The organism is Streptomyces sp. NPDC028928, from assembly GCF_055564915.1.
In genome coordinates this window covers 67,062-84,712 of sequence record NZ_JBVHVI010000021.1, presented here as the reverse complement: position 1 = coordinate 84,712, position 17,651 = coordinate 67,062, and the positions used below count along the sequence as shown (strand labels likewise).

General features: G+C 74.0%; 16 protein-coding genes and 1 pseudogene. 9 read left to right on the top strand and 8 right to left on the bottom strand.

Annotated features, from left to right (window positions below; all coding sequences use genetic code 11):
• Window positions 1–36 precede the first annotated feature (36 nt).
• The 3 genes from ACZ4U1_RS36795 (at window position 37) to ACZ4U1_RS36785 (ending at window position 2,340) form a co-directional block, all read left to right on the top strand.
• Entirely contained in the window at window positions 37–795 is a 759-nt protein-coding gene (locus ACZ4U1_RS36795; protein ID WP_467908514.1) for a LamB/YcsF family protein, read from the top strand.
• On the top strand, window positions 792–1,409 hold the full coding sequence (locus tag ACZ4U1_RS36790; protein WP_467908513.1) for a 5-oxoprolinase subunit B family protein: 618 nt from the start codon (window positions 792–794) through the stop codon (window positions 1,407–1,409). Before ACZ4U1_RS36795 ends, ACZ4U1_RS36790 begins: the two co-directional genes overlap by 4 nt.
• A gap of 61 nt (window positions 1,410–1,470) precedes the next feature.
• Window positions 1,471–2,340 (top strand): 5-oxoprolinase subunit C family protein, encoded by an 870-nt coding sequence (locus ACZ4U1_RS36785; protein WP_467908512.1) that lies wholly within the window; start codon window positions 1,471–1,473, stop codon window positions 2,338–2,340.
• A gap of 365 nt (window positions 2,341–2,705) precedes the next feature.
• Here the strand turns inward: ACZ4U1_RS36785 and ACZ4U1_RS36780 are convergent.
• The 5 genes and pseudogenes from ACZ4U1_RS36780 to ACZ4U1_RS36760 all read right to left on the bottom strand — a co-directional run.
• Window positions 2,706–3,566, bottom strand: a pseudogene (locus ACZ4U1_RS36780) (SGNH/GDSL hydrolase family protein); the annotation flags it as partial.
• Complete coding sequence (locus ACZ4U1_RS36775; protein ID WP_467908511.1) at window positions 3,563–4,738, bottom strand: glycosyltransferase; 1,176 nt, start codon at window positions 4,736–4,738, stop codon at window positions 3,563–3,565. The pseudogene ACZ4U1_RS36780 and the gene ACZ4U1_RS36775, both read right to left, overlap by 4 nt.
• Window positions 4,735–5,862 carry a glycosyltransferase family 4 protein gene (locus ACZ4U1_RS36770; protein ID WP_467908510.1) on the bottom strand — a complete coding sequence of 376 codons (1,128 nt, stop codon included), beginning with the start codon at window positions 5,860–5,862 and terminating at the stop codon, window positions 4,735–4,737. The genes ACZ4U1_RS36775 and ACZ4U1_RS36770 overlap by 4 nt, the downstream gene beginning before the upstream one ends.
• 199 nt (window positions 5,863–6,061) lie before the next feature.
• The gene (locus ACZ4U1_RS36765) at window positions 6,062–7,480 is read right to left on the bottom strand and encodes a HEAT repeat domain-containing protein (protein ID WP_467908509.1); all 1,419 of its coding nucleotides are present in this window, start codon (window positions 7,478–7,480) and stop codon (window positions 6,062–6,064) included.
• A 300-nt stretch (window positions 7,481–7,780) separates the two neighbouring features.
• Window positions 7,781–8,173: an ankyrin repeat domain-containing protein gene (locus ACZ4U1_RS36760; RefSeq protein ID WP_059248174.1), complete on the bottom strand. Its 393-nt coding sequence runs from the start codon at window positions 8,171–8,173 to the stop codon at window positions 7,781–7,783.
• Window positions 8,174–8,456: 283 nt separating this feature from the next.
• On the opposite strand from ACZ4U1_RS36760, the gene ACZ4U1_RS36755 reads away from it, so the two are divergent.
• Together ACZ4U1_RS36755 and ACZ4U1_RS36750 are read left to right on the top strand one after the other, a co-directional pair.
• Window positions 8,457–8,651, top strand: coding sequence for a hypothetical protein (locus ACZ4U1_RS36755; RefSeq protein ID WP_030620070.1), 195 nt, complete (start codon window positions 8,457–8,459; stop codon window positions 8,649–8,651).
• Window positions 8,652–8,691: 40 nt separating this feature from the next.
• Window positions 8,692–10,302, top strand: a complete 1,611-nt coding sequence (locus tag ACZ4U1_RS36750) for an ATP-binding cassette domain-containing protein (protein WP_467908508.1) — start codon at window positions 8,692–8,694, stop codon at window positions 10,300–10,302.
• Window positions 10,303–10,428: 126 nt separating this feature from the next.
• On the opposite strand, the gene ACZ4U1_RS36745 is transcribed toward ACZ4U1_RS36750, so the two are convergent.
• On the bottom strand, window positions 10,429–11,937 hold the full coding sequence (locus ACZ4U1_RS36745; RefSeq protein ID WP_467908507.1) for an SCO1417 family PLP biosynthesis transcription factor: 1,509 nt from the start codon (window positions 11,935–11,937) through the stop codon (window positions 10,429–10,431).
• A 64-nt stretch (window positions 11,938–12,001) separates the two neighbouring features.
• Here ACZ4U1_RS36745 and yczE point away from each other — a divergent pair, with 64 nt between their 5' ends.
• The 4 genes from yczE (at window position 12,002) to ACZ4U1_RS36725 (ending at window position 15,609) form a co-directional block, all read left to right on the top strand.
• On the top strand, window positions 12,002–12,775 hold the full coding sequence (gene yczE, locus ACZ4U1_RS36740; protein WP_467908506.1) for a membrane protein YczE: 774 nt from the start codon (window positions 12,002–12,004) through the stop codon (window positions 12,773–12,775).
• Window positions 12,772–13,548 carry a glycerophosphodiester phosphodiesterase gene (locus tag ACZ4U1_RS36735; RefSeq protein ID WP_467908505.1) on the top strand — a complete coding sequence of 259 codons (777 nt, stop codon included), beginning with the start codon at window positions 12,772–12,774 and terminating at the stop codon, window positions 13,546–13,548. The genes yczE and ACZ4U1_RS36735 overlap by 4 nt, the downstream gene beginning before the upstream one ends.
• Window positions 13,549–13,603: 55 nt before the next feature.
• Window positions 13,604–14,956, top strand: coding sequence for an MFS transporter (locus tag ACZ4U1_RS36730; RefSeq protein WP_467908504.1), 1,353 nt, complete (start codon window positions 13,604–13,606; stop codon window positions 14,954–14,956).
• A 278-nt stretch (window positions 14,957–15,234) separates the two neighbouring features.
• Window positions 15,235–15,609: an RNA polymerase-binding protein RbpA gene (locus ACZ4U1_RS36725; protein ID WP_003977404.1), complete on the top strand. Its 375-nt coding sequence runs from the start codon at window positions 15,235–15,237 to the stop codon at window positions 15,607–15,609.
• 127 nt (window positions 15,610–15,736) lie between these two features.
• Here ACZ4U1_RS36725 and fxsA read toward each other — a convergent pair whose 3' ends face one another.
• Complete coding sequence (gene fxsA / locus ACZ4U1_RS36720) at window positions 15,737–16,294, bottom strand: FxsA family membrane protein (protein WP_467908503.1); 558 nt, start codon at window positions 16,292–16,294, stop codon at window positions 15,737–15,739.
• A 62-nt stretch (window positions 16,295–16,356) separates the two neighbouring features.
• On the bottom strand, window positions 16,357–17,151 hold the full coding sequence (locus tag ACZ4U1_RS36715) for a polyprenol monophosphomannose synthase (RefSeq protein WP_467908502.1): 795 nt from the start codon (window positions 17,149–17,151) through the stop codon (window positions 16,357–16,359).
• Window positions 17,152–17,651 lie beyond the last annotated feature (500 nt).

The window sequence follows — 17,651 nt, the reverse complement described above, 5'->3', positions numbered from 1 at the left end:
AGGAAACTCCACGAGAACCGGAGACACGAGAACACCATGACCGCGATCGATCTGAACGCCGACCTCGGCGAGGGCTTCGGCCGCTGGCGGCTGACCGACGACGAAGAGCTGCTGTCCGTCGTCACCAGCGCCAACGTGGCCTGCGGCTTCCACGCCGGGGACGCGGCCACCATGCGCCGGGTGTGCGAACGGGCGGCCGAGCGCGGGGTGACGATCGGCGCGCAGGTCTCCTACCGGGACCTGGCGGGTTTCGGGCGGCGCGCGATGGATGTGCCGCCCGCCGAACTGGCGGCCGAGGTGGCCTACCAGATCGGCGCTCTTGAGGTGTTCGCACGGGCCGCGGGGGCGCGCGTGGCGTACGTCAAACCGCACGGCGCGCTCTACAACCGGGTCGTGCACGACGAGGAGCAGGCCCGCGCGGTGATCGACGGCGTGCGGCTGGCGGACGGCTCGCTGCCGGTGCTGGGCCTGCCCGGCTCGCGCCTGCTGGCGCTGGCCGCCGAGGCGGGCCTGCCGGCCGTCACCGAGGCCTTCGCGGACCGCGCGTACACCGACGAGGGCACGCTGGTGCCGCGCGACCGGGACGGCGCCGTGGTGACCGACCCGGACGCCGTCGTGGAGCGCTCGGTGAGCCTCGCGCGCTCCGGCGCGGTGATCGCCCACTCGGGCGCGCGGATCCAGGTGCGCGCCCGGTCGCTGTGTCTGCACGGCGACACTCCGGGCGCGGTCGGTCTGGCCCGCCGGGTGCGCGAGCGGCTGGTGGCGGCGGGTGTGCGGGTGGAGGCGTTCGCGTGAGGGCGCTTCCCGTCGGCGACGACGCACTGCTGGTCGAGGTGTCCTCGGGGGAGGAGGCCCAGGCCCTGCACGCGGAGCTGGTACGGCGCCGTGCGGACGGCACGCTGACGGTCCGCGAGATCGTTCCGGCGGCCCGTACGGTCCTGCTCGACGGGCTGGCCGATCCGGCCCGCTGGGCGGCGGAGCTGACCACCGCGCGGGTGCCGACGGTGCCCTCCCACGCGCGCGAGCTGATCGAACTGCCCGTACGGTACGACGGCCCGGACCTCGCGGCGGTCGCCGAGCGCTGGGGGGTGGCCGAGCGGGAGGCGGCCCGGATCCACGCCGGCACCGAGTTCACGGTGGCCTTCTGCGGTTTCGCGCCCGGCTTCGGCTATCTCACCGGCCTTCCGGACCGCTACCACGTCCCGCGCCGCGCCACCCCGCGCACGTCCGTCCCCGCCGGTGCGGTGGCCCTGGCCGGGCCGTACACCGGTGTGTACCCGCGCTCCTCGCCGGGCGGCTGGCAGCTGATCGGCACGACGGACGCGGTGCTGTGGGACCACACGCGCGTACCGGCCGCACTGCTGGCGCCGGGGGCGCGCGTCCGGTTCGTTCCTGTGGAGGGCGCATGAGGGCCTCCTACGCGCGCGTGGGCGCCGTACCGGCGGGGAGCGCGGTACCCGGGGTGGGCGTATGACCGATCGTGCGCTCGTCGTGGTGCGCGCCGGGGCGCTGACCACCGTGCAGGACCGCGGGCGGCCGGGGTACGCGCATCTGGGCGTGCCCCGGTCCGGCGCGCTCGACCCGCCGGCTGCGGCGCTGGTGAACCGGCTCGTCGGCAATCCGCCGGACGCCGCCGTACTGGAGACCACGCTCAACGGCTGTGCGCTGCGCCCGCGTTCGACGGTCACCGTCGCGGTCGGCGGTGCGCCCTGCCCGGTGGCGGTGGGCGGCCGCCCGGCCGCGTGGGGTGCTCCGGTCGTGGTGCCGGCGGGCGAGCTGCTGGAGGTGGGTACCGCCACGGCCGGCGTCCGCGGCTACCTCGCCGTCGGCGGCGGCATCGCCGTCGAGCCGGTCCTCGGCAGCCGCGCCACCGACCTGCTGTCCGGCCTGGGCCCGGCCCCGCTGACGGACGGCATGGTGCTGCCGCTGGGGGCCCCGGCCGGCCCTCCCGCGCGCGTGGACGGCGCGCCGCAGCCGCGTCCGCCGGCCGAACTCGTCCTCCGGGTGACCCCGGGGCCACGCGACGACTGGTTCACGGCGCGGGCGGTCCGGGACCTCGCCACGCGCGCGTACCGGGTGTCCGCGGCGAGCAACCGCATCGGCCTGCGCACCGAGGGGCCCGCCCTGGAGCGGGCCCGGCCCGGTGAACTGCCCAGCGAGGGCATGGTCCTCGGCGCGGTGCAGGTCCCGCCGGACGGGCGCCCGGTGGTCTTCCTCGCGGACCATCCGACCACCGGCGGCTACCCGGTGATCGCGGTGGTCCGCACCGCCGACCTACCGGCCGCCGCCCAGGCACTCCCGGGCACCCCCGTCCGGTTCGTACCGGTACGACGCCGCTGAGCCTCACCGCCCGGAGGCGTACCCCGGCCGGGGTACGCCTCCGGGGCGACCCCCACAGCACCAACCGCCTCTACGGCCGCCCCACCCGACAGAGCCTCAACAGCCGTCACCGCCCCGACCGACCCAGCACGGCCGGCATCGACCCCCACCCCACCGACCGGGCCCACCGCGTCAGCCCCCGTCACCGCGCCGGCCAGGCCCACCGGCTCAACAACCGCCACCGACCCAGCAGCACCCACCGGCTCAACACCCGCAACGGCCCCGGTACGGCCCACCGCCCCGCCGGCCGCGCTCTCGTCGGCCGTGACCGCCCCAGTCGTCCTCGCCTCAAGGCTCCCCGCCGCCTCCGCCCAGTCGCCGCTGGCCGCGCGTTCCACAGACGCCAAGGCGGACGAGACCTCCGCCGACGCGCGCAGGTCGAGGCGGGTGCTGGCGCCCCGGGCGCGGTGGTGGAGTTCGTCGGCGGCGAGGCGCAGCAGCTGTGGCAGCAGGTCGTTGCAGCGCCGGAGTACCCAGCCGGTGCCGGCCGTGGCCAGCCACCACAGGCTCGCCGTGCGGGTCGGCGCCGGGAACTCCGGCTCGGGCGAGGGCGGCCGGCCGGTGGCGTGGCCGGTCTCGGCGAGCAGGGCGTGGCAGCGGACGGCGAGCTGCCGGTGGCCGCGCTCGGCCGGGTGCAGCCGGTCCGCGCTCCACAGGCTCCGGTCGGTGATCCAGCCGTCGTCCGCGGCGTGCAGGTGGACGGCGCCGTACCGGTCGGACAGCGCGTGGACGACCGTGTTGACCGCCCGTTGCCGGCGGGCCAGCGGGCGGGCCAGGGCGTCCGGGAGCCGGAGCATCGCGCCGGGGTCGGGGAGACAGGCGGTGAGCAGGGTGGCGCCCTGCCGGGCGAAGGACGCGTAGACCTGGTCGAGACGGGCGGCCACGGCGTGGATGTCGAAGGTGTGGCGCAGCGTGTCGTTGACGCCGATGACCACGGACACCAGGTCGGGCCGCAGCTCCAGGGCGGCCGGCGTCTGCTTCTCCAGTACGTCCCGGGTCTGCGCCCCGCTGACCGCGAGGTTGGTGAACCGCACGTGCTCGCCCTCCTCGGCGAGGGAGGCCGCCAGCAGCGCGGCCCAGCCCCGCCACCCGCTACCGACCGGGTCGCCCACGCCCTCGGTCAGCGAGTCCCCGAGGGCGACGAAGCGGACGGCTCTGCTCCGCTGTCGTGCGGCACCGGCTCTCATGCCACGCCTCCCGGCACGGCGGGCCGGGTACCGGCGGGGCGCAGCACCTCCGCGTCGTGGGCCGCCAGGAAGGCCTCCACAGCGGTTCCCCAGCCGAAGCACTCCGCACGCGCGCGTGCGGCTTCCCGCCGCGCGGGCTCGCCGCGCTCCAGGAGCAGTTCCACGGCGTCCGCGAAGGCCTCTCCGCCGTCGGCGGCGGTGGCTCCGGCGGACCCGACGATCTCGGGGAGCGCGGACGACGCGCTCGCCACCACCGGTGTGCCGCACGCCATGGCCTCCAGCGCGGCCAGTCCGAAGGTCTCGGCGGGCCCGGGCGCGAGGCACACGTCGGCGGACGCCTGGAGCGCACCCAGGGCCATCCGGTCGGAGACGTGCCCGAGGAAGGCCACCGGGAGCCCGCGGTCCCGCGCGCGCTGCTCCAGCCGGGCCCGCAGCGGCCCGTCCCCCGCCACCACGAGCACCGCCCGCCGCCCGCGCCGCAACAACGCCTCCAGGGTGTCCAGGGCCGTTCCGGGGCGCTTCTCCACGGACAGCCGGGAGGCCATCACGAGCAGCGCCTCGTCCACGCGCGCGTGGCGGGCACGCAGCCCGGGGTCGCGCAGCGTGGGGTGGCGTTCCATCAGGTCGACGCCCAGGGGGGCGCGTACGACGTTGCGCGCGCCGATGCGTATGAACTCGCGCTCGGCGAACTCGGTGGTGCACACCACCCGCGAGTAGACGTGCGCGGTCCGGGTGTTGAGGGAGTCGGCGGCGCGCCGGGCGAGCTGCTCGGGCAGGCCCCAGGTGCGCAGCACGCCGTCCGTGGTCTCGTGGGAGACCATCACGGCGGGCACGCGCGCGCGGCGGGCCCAGCGGCCGGTCCAGCGCAGGGTGGTCCGGTCGGACACCTCCAGCCGGTCGGGGGCCAGCTCCTCCAGGAGGGCGGCCACGCGCCGCTTGTCGGTGAGGACGCGGTAGCCGCCGGTGCCGGGCAGCGGCGGGCCGGGCAGGGTGATGACCCGGCCCTGCTCGGTGTCGCGGTCGGTGTGCCGTTCGCCGGGCACGACCAGGACCGGTTCGTGGCCCGCGGCCCGCAAGCCCTTGCCGAGTTCGCGCAGGGCGGTGCGCAGGCCGCCGGAGGCGGGGGCGACGAAGTTGGCGAGGCGGACGATGCGCAGGGACTGGCCGGTCATGCCGCCACCGCCGTCGTCCGGTCCGCGAGGACGTCGTCGTAGTGGACGAGCAGCTGGTCGCCCACGGCGGCCCAGGTGCGGCCCTCGACCGTCGCGCGGGCGGCGGCGCCGTACGCGGCCCGGCGCGCGGGATCGGCGGCCAGGGCGCGGACGGCCTCCTGTACGGCGGTGGCGTCGCGCGGCGGGACGAGCAGGCCGGTGCGGCCGTGGTCGACCAGGTCGAGCGGGCCGCCGGCGGCGGGCGCGACGACCGGGACACCGCTGGCCATGGCCTCCTGGACGGTCTGGCAGAACGTTTCGAAGGGACCGGTGTGCACGAACAGGTCGAGCGAGGCGAAGACGCGGGCCAGTTCGGCGCCGGTACGGCGGCCGAGGAAGACGGCGCCGGGCAGGGCCTCGGTGAGGTGGACCCGGCTGGGTCCGTCGCCGACGACCACGACCCGCACGCCGGCCAGCCCGCAGACTCCGCCGAGGAGTTCGACGTGCTTCTCGGGGGCGAGCCTGCCGACGTAGCCGACGATCAGTTCTCCGTCCGGGGCGAGTTCGCGGCGCAGCGCCTCGTCCCGGTGCTCTGGCCGGAAACGTACGGTGTCCACCCCGCGCGGCCACAGCCGTACCCGCGGTACGCCGTGCTGCTCCAGGTCGGACCGGGCGGCGCTGGAGGGGGCCAGGGTGCGGTCGGCGGCGGCGTGCACGGAGCGGATCCGCCGCCAGGCGGCGGCCTCTCCGGCGCCCATGTAGGTACGGGCGTAACCGGCCAGGTCGGTCTGGTAGACGGCGACGGCGGGGATGCCGAGCCGGGCGGCGGCGGCCATGCCGCGGACGCCGAGGACGAAGGGGCTGGCCAGGTGGACGACGTCGGGGCGGTGGGAGACGAGGGCCGCGGCGAGGCGCCGGCTGGGCAGCGCGACGCGGACCTGGGGGTAGCCGGGGAGCGGGAGGGAGGGGATCCGGACGACCGGGCACGGGGCGTTCGTGTCCGGGCCGGTGCCGGGCGCCGGAGCGGGGGCGACGACGAGCGGGTGGTGACCGCGATCTACGAGGTGCCGGGCGGTCTGGAGCGCGCAGTGGGCCACGCCGTTCACATCGGGGGGAAAGGATTCGGTCACGATGACGACACGCATACGGGTGTTGTCGCCGCGCCGGACGTGCCCGCGTCAACTTCGATCTTTCGGCGCGGGGAACGTCCCATGAGCGTTGGGCTGCACACCCGAGCGGGTCGGACGGCCGTCATGGCCGCCTGACCCGCGGGTCACCCGGTGTTCACCCGGCGGGCGGTCGTCCGCCGGGACGGATGTCCGGGCAGGGGCCGGGCCGGGGGGCTCAGCCGAGGGCCGCGTCGGGCCCGAAGCGGCTGCGTACCGCGGTCTGCACCTCGTCCTCCTCGGCCGGATCGGCTGCCAGGCGGCGCAGGCGCTCCACGACCCGGGCGTCACCGGTCTCGGCGTGCCGGGCGGCGAGTTCGCGGGTGGTCTCCTCGCAGTCCCACAGGCATTCGACGGCGAAGCCGGTGGCGAAGGAGGGGTCGGTGGCGGCCAGTGCCCGGGCGGCACGGCCGCGGAGGTGGGAGGAGGCCGTCTCGCGGTAGACGTGGCGCAGGACGGGGGCCGCACAGGCGATGCCGAGGCGTCCGGCGCCGTCGACGAGGGTCCACAGGGTGGGCGCGTCCGGCCCCTCGCCGCGTACGGCCTCGCGGAGGGCGCCGAGGACGAGATCGCGGTCCTGGGTGCCGCCGCGGCAGGCGAGCATGCGGCCGGCGGCGGCGCCGAGCGCGTCGGGACGCTGGGCCCAGCCGCGCGCGCGGTCGACGGCGGCGACACTGCGCATCCGTTCGAAGGCGTCGAGAGCGGCCTCCACGACGGGCGCCGTCCCGTCGCTGACCGCTGCCTCGATCAGGTCGAGCGCGTCCCGGTCGTTGCTGTCGGCGAGGTAGCGCAGTGCGGTGCAGCGGGCTCCGTCGGTGCCGGTCCGGGCGGCCTGGAGGATTTCGGGCCGGTCCTCGGGGCCGGCCACGGCGGCCAGGCAGCGGGCGGCGGGCACATGGAGGGCGGCACCGCGCTCCATGCCCTGCTGGGCCCACTCGAAGACGGCGGCCACGCTCCACCCCGGCCTTGGCCCCGTCGGTCGCATCTGCCGCTGCCAGCGGTCGAAGCAGCCGGTCTCCTGCGCGGCACGCACACGCGTGGCGATCGATTCGCGCGGATCCTCGGCCCACAGCCGCCAGGGCCGTGGCTCGAAGGCGTCGCGTACGGCGGCGGCCAGCTCGGCCTCGCCCTCGGGATCGGTGCCGAAGCGGGCGAGGACGGGGGCGGCGAGGGCGCGCAGGCCCGCGTCGTCGTCCCGGAGGGCCAGCTCGTCCAGGGCCCAGGCCCAGTTGGAGCCGTGCGCGGCGTACCTGCGCAGCAGTTCCAGGGCGTCCCGCCGGCCGTAGGAGGCGAGGTGGCCGAGGACGGCCAGGGCCAGGCCGGTGCGGGACTCGTCGGTGTCGAGGATGTCCTCGGGGTCGAAGAGGTGCGCCTCCACGGCGTCCAGCTCGCCGTTCAGGTCGAGGTAGAGCCGGGCGTAGTACAGGGAGCGGTTCTCCACCTGCCAGTCGTGGCGGGGGTCGCGCAGCACACAGTGGTTCAGGGCCGCGAGCGCTTCGGCGCGCGGGGCGGTGAGCGCGTGCAGCGTGCCGTCGCCGCGGCCCCTCTGCAGGAGGCCGAGCAGCGTACCGCTGGGCGCTATGACCGGATCGAACATGGGAAACAGCCTCACATCAAGCGTCGACGCAACCGGGGAACACGCATTACCTGGCCGCGTGACACAACGTCGGAGCGCCCGCCGTCTCTTGCTTGCTGTAGACCATCTCTCTCTGCCTCTCGTCGGTGGCCCATGCGGACCGCATCACGGCCCGCGCGGTGCGGCAACACCTGCCCAGCCAGCGCGTCCGTGAATCACGACGTCATGATGACCCGCGCTGTGAGCTGCCGCGACCGTATTTCCGGCGGCCCTGTACCGCCTCCCCCGTTTTCCGTGTCGTACCTGGTCAGCGCGTCGGCGTCAGTGGACGCCGAACAGTTCCAAAAGCTCCGTCTTGCCGAACATCCGGGCCGTGTCGACGGCCGACGGCGTGCCTGCGGAAGGGTCGGCTCCGCCCTCCAGGAGGGCCTTGATCACGTCCGTCTCACCCTTGAAGACGGCACCTGCGAGCGGGGTCTGACCCCGGTCGTTGACCTGGTCCGCCGCCGCGCCGCGGGCGAGCAGCGCGCGCACCGCGTCGGCGTGGCCGTGATAGGCGGCGAGCATCACGAGGGAGTCGCCGCGGTCGTTGGTGAGGTTGGCCGGAACACCCGCGTCGACGTACGCCACGAGCGCCTCGGTCTGACCCTGCCGGGCCAGATCGAAGATCTTGGTCGCCAGCTCCACGACCTCGGGGTCGGGGGCTTCACTCATCGGCCGGACCGCCTCTCCATGCTGATTCGGGGACTGCTTCGTACGAGTGAATCGCCAGCGTACTGGCTCGCGTGGCACATGACCCGATGTGCCCGAGGTAAAGATCAGCAGCAGCCCCCGCCCGAGGCACCCCACCTGGTCAACCGGGCCTTGACCGGCTCCTCCGGGCGGGGGAAATCAACCGATTTTCACCCAGTTGCACCTTTAATCGTATGGATACATCCTGTGATCCTGGAAGAACTCATGGTGACTGTCCCCCACCTTCGACACCAGGAGGCCCGAAATGATCCTCTCCCTCTCAGGCGTGCTGCTGCTCGGCATCGTCGTCTTCCTGTTCTTCCGCAAGGACGGACTGAAGGGCTCGCACGCCACGGTGTCGGCCCTGTTCGGCTTCTACCTGTCGACCACAGGCATCGCCCCGAGCATCAAAGCCGGAGGAGAGAGCCTGGCCAGCCTCCTGGGCGGCATCAAGTTCTGACCCTGCCCGTCCCGCCCGCACGCATCGACAGGAGTCAGCAGTGGCCCGGCGCCCTCTCCCCCGCATTCTGAGCAAGGACAGCGCCCAGATCGCCCGGACGCAGATCGCCCGGAGCAGGGAGCTGGCCCGGACGGCGGCCGACAGCGCCACCGACGTCCTCCACCCGCTGATCACCGTCACGCGCGGGCTGCGCCTGCTGGCCTCGGCCGGCCGGCGCAGGTGGGCGGACACACCCAAGGACAAGCGCGGGCCGCTGCTGTTCTTCGTGGCCGCCGTGTTCCTGCTGGTGGCCCTGATGCCGTACGGACCGCTGCTCGCCGTCATCACCGTGATGGCGGCAGCGGCCTGGCACGGCCGCGACCGCACCCCGCCGGCGCCCGAAGGGCCCGACGAGTCCCAGACCGAACGGCTCCAGGCGCTGTACGAGGCCCTGGTGCCGTACTTCTCCGGTGCCGACGACCCGGCCCCGCTGTACGCGCACGGCGGCGCGTGGGAGAAGGCGTTCGCGGCGCACGAGTTCGACGACGCCGGGCGCATCGGACACCTCGTGATCCGCTACCCCGCGTACTTCCCGGACGGCGAGCCCCAGGCCCGCGCGCGGATCGAGCAGTTGCTCGCCGCGAAGGCCGGGCGGAGCCGTGAGTACCACTTCGCGTGGGACGAGGAGGGCAACCAGCTCACCGTCACCGTCCTCCCCCCGCTGCCAGCCGACATCCCCGCCCAGCGCTTCGTCACCGCGCCCGGCGAGACCGTGCTCGGCTTCACCGACCCCAGCGAGGTCCCGCGCACGCTCCCCCTCTCCTACGGTGAGGAACGGATCGACGTCCCGCCGGTCGTCTGGCGCACCGGTATCCGCTCCACCGAGCCGCACCTGCTGGCCATGGGCCACCCCGGCAGCGGCACGTCCACCCTGCTGCGGTCCATCGCGCTGCAGACCCTGCAGTACGGCGATGTGCTGATCGTCGACGGCGGCGGCACCGGCGAGTACGCCTGTCTGACCGGCCGGGAGGGCGTCCTCGGCGTGGAGTGCGCCCTGCCCGGGGCGCTGGCCAGCCTGGAGTGGGCCGCGCAGGAGACCGAGCGGCGGCTCATCGCGATCAACCTGGCGCGGCAGGCGGGCGACCCGCCGCCCGAGGACACCCGGCGCCCGCTGTGGATCCTGCTGGACCGCCCCAGCGTCTTCGCGCACCTCGCGGCCACGGACGGCCGCAAGGACCCTCAGGCGCTGCTCCAGGTGCCGCTGCGGCACGGCCGCGCGGCGAACGTGACCGTGGTCGTGGCGGAGCAGTTCGACAGCGCGGAGGCGTTGAGCGACGCGGTACGGCAGCACACGCGCGCGCGTGTCGTGCTCGGGACGGCGGCGCCGCAGCAGGTGGAGACGGTACTGGGCGTGCCGCCGCACACGACGCCGATGGCCCATGTGCCGCCCGGACGGGGGTACGCCCGGCTGGGGTCCGGTCCGGTGCACCGGTTGCAGGTACCGCGGACCCCTGACCCCTACGACGACGCCACGAGCGATGCCGACCGGCAGGCGGTGCTGGAACTGCTGCCGGCGCGGGCCACTGCCGTGGCAGCGGAGCCGACGGATCTGTCGAAGCCGACAGTGGAAAAGGATCCGGTGGCCGCGGAGGCTGTGGCAGCCGAGAGCTGAACGGGCACCCTGGGGCGCAGCCGACGGCGCTGCCGTTCCCCAGGGGCGCGGGGAACTGCGCGACCGGCCGCGACGGACCCGCGGCCGGAGACACACCCCGGGCGCCCCCGCCCGCCCCCGCCCCGCCTACGCCACAAACGTGCGCGGTGCCTCCGTGCCCCCCGTCGCCCCCGACTCCACCAGGCGAGCCGCGGCGGCGAGCCGTACCGCGGCTTCCTCCGCCACCGCTCCCCCGACGGTGAACGGAAGGCGGACATAGCCTTCGAAGGCGCCGTCGACGCCGAAGCGGGGACCGGAGGGGACGCGGACGCCGGTCCGTTCGCCCGCCTCCGCGAGGCGGGAGCCGGAGAGGCCGCCGGCGCGGACCCAGAGGGTCAGGCCCCCTTGCGGCACCTCGAACTCCCAGTCCGGCAGCTCCCGCCGGATCGCGGTCACCAGCGCGTCCCGGTTCTCCAGGGCCTGTGCCCGGCGCAGCTCGACCGCCTGCTCCCAGCCCCCGGTGCTGAAGAGCCAGTTCACGGCCAGCTGCTCCAGCACCGGCGTGCCCAGGTCGGCGTAGGCCCGGGCAGCGACCAGGCTGCGGATGACGTCCGGCGCCGCCCGCACCCACCCGATCCGCATCCCCGCCCAGAACGCCTTGCTGGCCGAACCGACCGTGATCACCGTGGAGCCGGCCGGGTCGAAGGCGCACACCGGCCGGGGCATGCCGCCGTCGCGGAACTCCTCGTCCAGCCACAGCTCGGTCATCGTCTCGTCGGCGACGAGCACCGTACCGGCCGAACGGGCCGCGTCCACCAGCCGGCGCCGCTGGTCCTCGTCGGCGAGCGCGCCGGTGGGGTTGTGGAAGTCGGCGACCACGTAGGCCATCCGCGGTGCGGCCTCGCGCAGCACCTGGCGCCAGCGGTCCATGTCCCAGCCGGACAGGCCCTCGGCCATCGCGACGGGGACCAGGCGGGCGCCCGCCTCGCGCATCAGCTGGAGGATGTTGGCGTAGGACGGGGACTCCACGGCGATCCGCTCGCCGCGGCCCGCGAAGAGGTGGCAGATCGCGTCGATGGCGCCCATCGCACCGGTCGTCACCATGATCTGCTCCGGCATGGTGGGTATCCCGCGCGCGGTGTAGCGCTCGGCGATCATCGAGCGCAGCGCGGGCAGTCCGGCCGGGTAGTCCCCGTGGGTGTGGGCGTACGGCGGCAGTTCCTCCAGCGCGCCCTGCACGGCCCGGGTCAGCCACGGCTCGGGGGCCGGGAGCGAGGCGCAGCCCAGGTCGATCACCGAGCCGAGGGCCTCGGGGGGCAGGGGTTCCAGGCCGCGGGCCGGGATCGGATTGCCGGCCGGTACGGCGGTCCAGCTGCCGGCTCCGCGCCGGGACTCCAGGAAGCCCTCGCCGCGCAGCGCCTCGTAGGCCGCCGCGACGGTGGTGCGGCTGACGGACAGGGCCAGGGCCAGTTCGCGTTCGGCGGGCAGGCGCGCGGCCACCGGCACGCGGCCCTCCAGCACGAGCAGCCGGATGCCGTCGGCGAGGGCGCGGTAGGCGGGGGGACGCCGGGTGCCGGGGCCGGCCGGGCGGTCCTGCTGGGAGTTGAGGAGCCGGGCTAGCTGCGCGGCCCCCACAGCCGAGGTCCACTGCGCCATGAAGATCAGTCCACCTTCCCCGAATTGGCCATGGATGGCGATTCATCCCAAGCCACAGAGTGTCATGCGTCAGGCCACCGCCACCACCCAGGGGGGAATTCCCGTGTCCACTCCCGACACCGCCACAGCCGACGCCTCCCCTCCCGAGACCGCCGACGCCTCCACGCCCAGCGTCTCGGGCGTCTCCCCTCCCAGCCGCCACCTCCCCCGCCGGCTGGTCCAGCTGTACGCCGGACTCACCCTCTACGGCGCCAGTTCCGCGCTGCTCGTGGCGGCCGGGCTCGGGCTGGAGCCGTGGAACGTGCTGCACCAGGGGCTCGCGGAGCTGACCGGGCTGAGCATCGGGGCCGTGTTGATCGTCGTGGGCGCGGCGGTGCTGCTGCTGTGGGTCCCGCTGCGCCAGCGACCCGGGCTCGGCACGGTCTCCAACGTCGTCGTGATCGGCCTCGCCATGGACGGCACGCTCGCGCTGCTCCCGGACGCCCGTTCCCTCGCCGTGCGCGTCCCGCTGATGCTGGCGGGGATCGTGTTGAACGGCGTGGCGACCGGCCTGTACATCGCGGCGCGGTTCGGGCCGGGTCCGCGCGACGGGCTGATGACGGGGCTGCACCGGCGCACCGGCCGGTCCGTCCGGCTGATACGGACGGCGGTCGAGGTGGCGGTGGTGATCACCGGGGTCCTCCTGGGCGGCACCATCGGGGTGGGCACCGTGCTGTACGCGGTGTCGATCGGCCCGCTGGTGCAAACGTTCCTGCGGGTGTTCGCCGTCCCGGCGGCATCGGCGGGCAGCACGGTCGTTGCCGGTGCGACACCCGAACGAGCGATACTGCGTGCGTGACCCTCACGACACCGCCCCTGCGCCACCCGTACCTGGACCACCCGGGGCCGATCGCCTTCGCCCACCGGGGCGGGGCCGCCGACGGCCTGGAGAACACCGTGGCCCAGTTCCGGCGCGCGGTGGAGCTGGGCTACCGGTACATCGAGACCGATGTGCACGCCTCGGCGGACGGCCGGCTGGTCGCGTTCCACGACGAGACCCTGGACCGGGTCACCGACGGCGCGGGCCGGATCGCCGACCTGCCGTGGGCGGACATACGGCACGCGCGCGTGGGCGGCCGGGAACCGGTGCCGCTGTTCGAGGAGCTGCTGGAGACGTTCCCCGAGACCCGCTGGAACGTCGACATCAAGGCGGAGCCCGCGCTGCGGCCCCTGCTGGAGCTGATCGAGCGCACGAACGCCTGGGACCGGGTCTGCGTGGGCTCCTTCTCCGAGGCGCGTGTGCTGCGGGCGCAGCGGCTGGCCGGGCCGCGGCTGGCCACCTCGTTCGGCACGCGCGGGGTGCTGAACCTGCGGCTGCGCTCCTGGGGGCTGCCGGCCGCGGTGCGCCGCTCGGCCGTGGCCGCGCAGGTGCCCGAGGCCCAGTCGGGCGTGCCCGTGGTCGACCACCGCTTCGTCCGCGCCGCCCACGCGCGCGGGCTGCAGGTGCACGTGTGGACGGTCAACGAGGCGGACCGGATGCACCGGCTCCTGGACCTCGGGGTTGATGGCATCATGACCGATCACATCGACATGTTGCGCAAGGTCATGGAGGACCGCGGCGTCTGGGTCTGACCGCCCTGCCGCCGGGACCGAGCCTTCGCAGGAGCACGGGGAAGCGAGGGCACGGGTGAGCACCGACACCGTGCGGACCGGGGCGGCGGACGAAGCCGTCGGCCTCCGGCGCGAGCAGCGCGGCTGGTACGTCTACGACTGGGCGTGCTCGGTCTACTCGACGAGCGTCCTCACGGTGTTCCTCGGCCCCTACCTCACCTCGGTCGCCGAGCGGGCCGCGGACGGCGACGGCTATGTGCACCCGCTGGGCGTCCCGGTCCGCGCGGGCTCCTTCTTCGCCTACTCGGTGTCCCTGTCGGTGATCGTGGCGGTCGTCCTGATGCCGCTGGTGGGCAGCGTGGCCGACCGCACGGGCCGCAAGAAGCCGCTGCTCGCCGCGGCGGCGTACACCGGCGCGGCGGCGACCACCGGGATGTTCTTCCTGGACGGCGACCGCTATCTGCTCGGCGGGGTGCTCCTCGTCGTGGCCAACGCGGCGCAGTCGGTCGGGATGATGCTCTACAACTCCTACCTGCCGCAGATCGCCCCGCCCGAGCAGCGTGACGCGGTCTCCTCCCGGGGCTGGGCCTTCGGCTACGCGGCGGGCTCCCTGGTGCTCGTCGCCGACCTGGTGCTCTACTCGGCGCACGACTCCTTCGGCCTCTCCGAGACGGCGGCGGTCCGTATCTGCCTGGCCTCGGCCGGTCTGTGGTGGGGCGCCTTCACCCTCGTACCCCTGCGCAGGCTGCGCGACCGCCACGCGCGCGCGGAGCGGGAGAACGCCACCGCTCCGGGGCCGCGGCAGCTGGCGGCGACGGTGCGGGACATGCGCCGGCATCCGCTGACCCTGGCGTTCCTGCTGGCGTACCTCGTCTACAACGACGGCATCCAGACGGTGATCACCCAGGCCTCGGTCTACGGCTCGAAGGAGCTGGGACTCGGGCAGTCGACGCTCATCGGGGCCGTGCTCCTGGTGCAGGTGCTGGCCGTGGCGGGCGCGCTGGTGATGGGCCGGCTGGCGCGGACGTACGGCGCGCAGCGCACGATCCTCGGCTCGCTGGTGGCGTGGACGCTCACGCTGGCGGCGGGCTGGTTCCTGCCCGCGCGGGCGCCGGTGTGGTTCTTCGCGCTGGCCGCCGGGATCGGCCTGGTCCTCGGCGGCAGCCAGGCGCTGTCCCGGTCGCTGTTCTCGCATCTCGTGCCGCCGGGCAAGGAGGCCGAGTACTTCTCCGCGTACGAGATGAGCGACCGCGGGATGAGCTGGCTCGGCCCGCTGCTGTTCGGCCTCACCTACCAGCTGACCGGAAGCTACCGGTCCGCGATCTTCTCCCTGGTGGCCTTCTTCGTCCTGGGTTTCGCCCTGCTCGCACGGGTCCCGGTACGGCGGGCGATCCGCGAGGCGGGGAACCCGGTTCCGGAAAAGATCTAGCGTCGATTTAGCACTCGGCGTGAAAGGGCGGTAGTGTACGCGTTTGGCCTGCCAGGCGTACCGTTACTGCGCGTCAAAGATGCCGAAACGCTGGGTGACATCTGCTAGCAGATGTGACAAACCGGGCGCCTGTGGGTAGAACAAGGGGCGGCTACGACGGCGACGCATGACCCGGAACGGGACTCGGAACGGGAATCTTTACCGCCGACCGGACGTTGACCGGATGACGACGACAGCGACACCTGTCCTGTGGGCGACAAGCCCGGGAGGCACGATTCATGAGTGAGCGAGCTCTTCGCGGTACGCGCCTCGTGGTGACCAGCTACGAGACGGACCGCGGCATCGACCTGGCCCCGCGCCAGGCCGTGGAGTACGCATGTGAGAAGGGGCACCGTTTTGAGATGCCCTTCTCGGTCGAGGCGGAGATCCCGCCGGAGTGGGAGTGCAAGGTCTGCGGCGCCCAGGCACTCCTGGTGGACGGCGACGGCCCTGAGGAGAAGAAGGCCAAGCCCGCACGTACCCATTGGGACATGCTGATGGAGCGGCGCACCCGCGAGGAGCTCGAAGAGGTCCTCGAGGAGCGTCTGGCGGTTCTGCGCTCGGGGGCGATGAACATCGCCGTCCATCCCCGGGACAGCCGCAAGAGCGCCTAGTCCCAGCGGGGCTTCCGCCGGTCCACAGCGCAACGTATCCGACTGCGGGCGCCGTACGTGATCTCCACGTACGGCGCCCGCAGTCTTTGTCGTCAGCGTCTTTTCACGGGTCAGCGTGTCAGCCGGGTCAGCGTGTCAGCGGCGGGCGGGGCTCCTGCGCGGTACCGTGCGGCCGGTCGTCCCGGATGACCTCGCCCCGCACCACCTTGCCGTCGGGCCGGTGCATGCGGGCCTGCTGGAAGGCGTCGCCCAGGCTGCCCGGGGCGGCCTTGCGCAGGCTGCGCTCCAGGGCGTTCTCCGCGAAGCGGCTCACCGCCTTCTGGACCGGCGGGAGCAGCAGGAGCAGGCCCGCCGCGTCCGAGACCAGGCCGGGGATCATCAGCAGCAGGCCGCCGAGCATCATCAGGCCGTTGCCGCCGCCGCGCGCCGGCGAGCCGCCCTGCTGCAGTGCCTCGTTCAGGCTCTGGAAGGCGCGGCGGCCTGCCCGCTTGATGACCACCGAGCCGGCCACGACTCCCGCGACGAGCAGCAGGAACACCGTGAGTCCGCCCGCCGCGCCCGCGACCACGGTCAGCAGCCAGATCTCCAGCACCAGCCACGCGGCCAGGCCCAGCGGCAGATACCTGCGCAGCCGGGAAGGCCGGCGGCGGGCGGTGTACGGAGAGGTCGGAGCGCCAGTCGTCATGCTCCCCAGTGTGCCCGGGCGCGGCTCAGCGCGGGATAAGGGCCTGATCACCCGGCGCTGTCCTAGACGTGCTTGTCCTTGCCGGTGAGCTTGCCGACGCGGTCTCCGACGCCCCAGGCGGTGACCCGCCACAGCGCCTCGACCAGGATGTCGCGGCTCATCTTGGAGTCGCCCAGTTCGCGCTCCACGAAGGTGATCGGGACCTCGATCACGTGGTAGCCGGCCTTGATCGCGCGGCGGGCCAGGTCGACCTGGAAGCAGTAGCCCTGCGAGGCGACCTCGGACAGCCCCAGCCCCTCCAGCGTCTCGCGGCGGAAGGCGCGGTAGCCGCCGGTGATGTCGCGCAGCGGCAGATCCAGGGCGAGGCGGGAGTAGAGGCTGCCGCCGCGGGAGATGAACTCACGGGACTTGGGCCAGTTCACCACCCGGCCGCCGGGCACCCAGCGGGAGCCGAGGACCAGGTCGGCGCCCTTGAGGGCGGTGAGCAGCCGGGGCAGTTCCTCGGGCTGGTGGGAGCCGTCGGCGTCCATCTCGATCAGCACGCCGTAGTCCCGCTCCAGGCCCCAGCGGAAGCCCGCGAGGTAGGCGGCGCCGAGGCCCTCCTTGCCTTTGCGGTGCAGCACGTGGACGTGGTCGTCCTCGGCGGCCAGCTCGTCGGCGAGCTTGCCGGTGCCGTCGGGACTGTTGTCGTCCGCGATGAGTACGTGCGCCTCGGGGACGGCCTTGCGTACCCGGCCGACGATGGTCTTGATGTTCTCCGCCTCGTTGTAGGTCGGAATGATCACCAAGGCCGTGCCGAGCGGACCGAACTGCCTCCCCTGGGCCTTGGCCGCGAGGGTCCCGTCGCCGTCGTTCACTGCTGCCCCTTCATCTCGTACGCAGGGTCCACCATAGTGGCCGCCGCCTGGGAAGACGTGACAGCGCGTGCGTATCGTGGTGTCGATTCCCCAAGAGCGGGGTAAGAGTGATGCTTTTCGGCACCTTCCGGCCGCCTGCGGGCACCTTCGTACCTCGGCGGATGGGGGCCCGGCGCCCTTCGGGCCGACCTGGGACCCGCTGGCTGCGGGTCGACCGAAAGCCGTTGTCTACTGAGCGCCCGGGCCCCACCCGGGTCACACCTGGCCGACCAGCCTGGACGTCCCCTCGTCGGCGCGGGCGCTGAGCCTGGCTCCCAGTGGCGGTGCCCCGGTGCGGCACACCGTCCCTGACCCAGCGGCGCTGCGACGAGTCGGCTGAACGTCCCCCGGTCGGGCGTCCGGTGGTGGACTCGGACGAACCTACCGGCCCCCGGCCGGAGACTGTCAAACCCCCCTCCGACCAGGGCCGACGGCACCGGTGTCCCGGCCGGCGCGGGAGG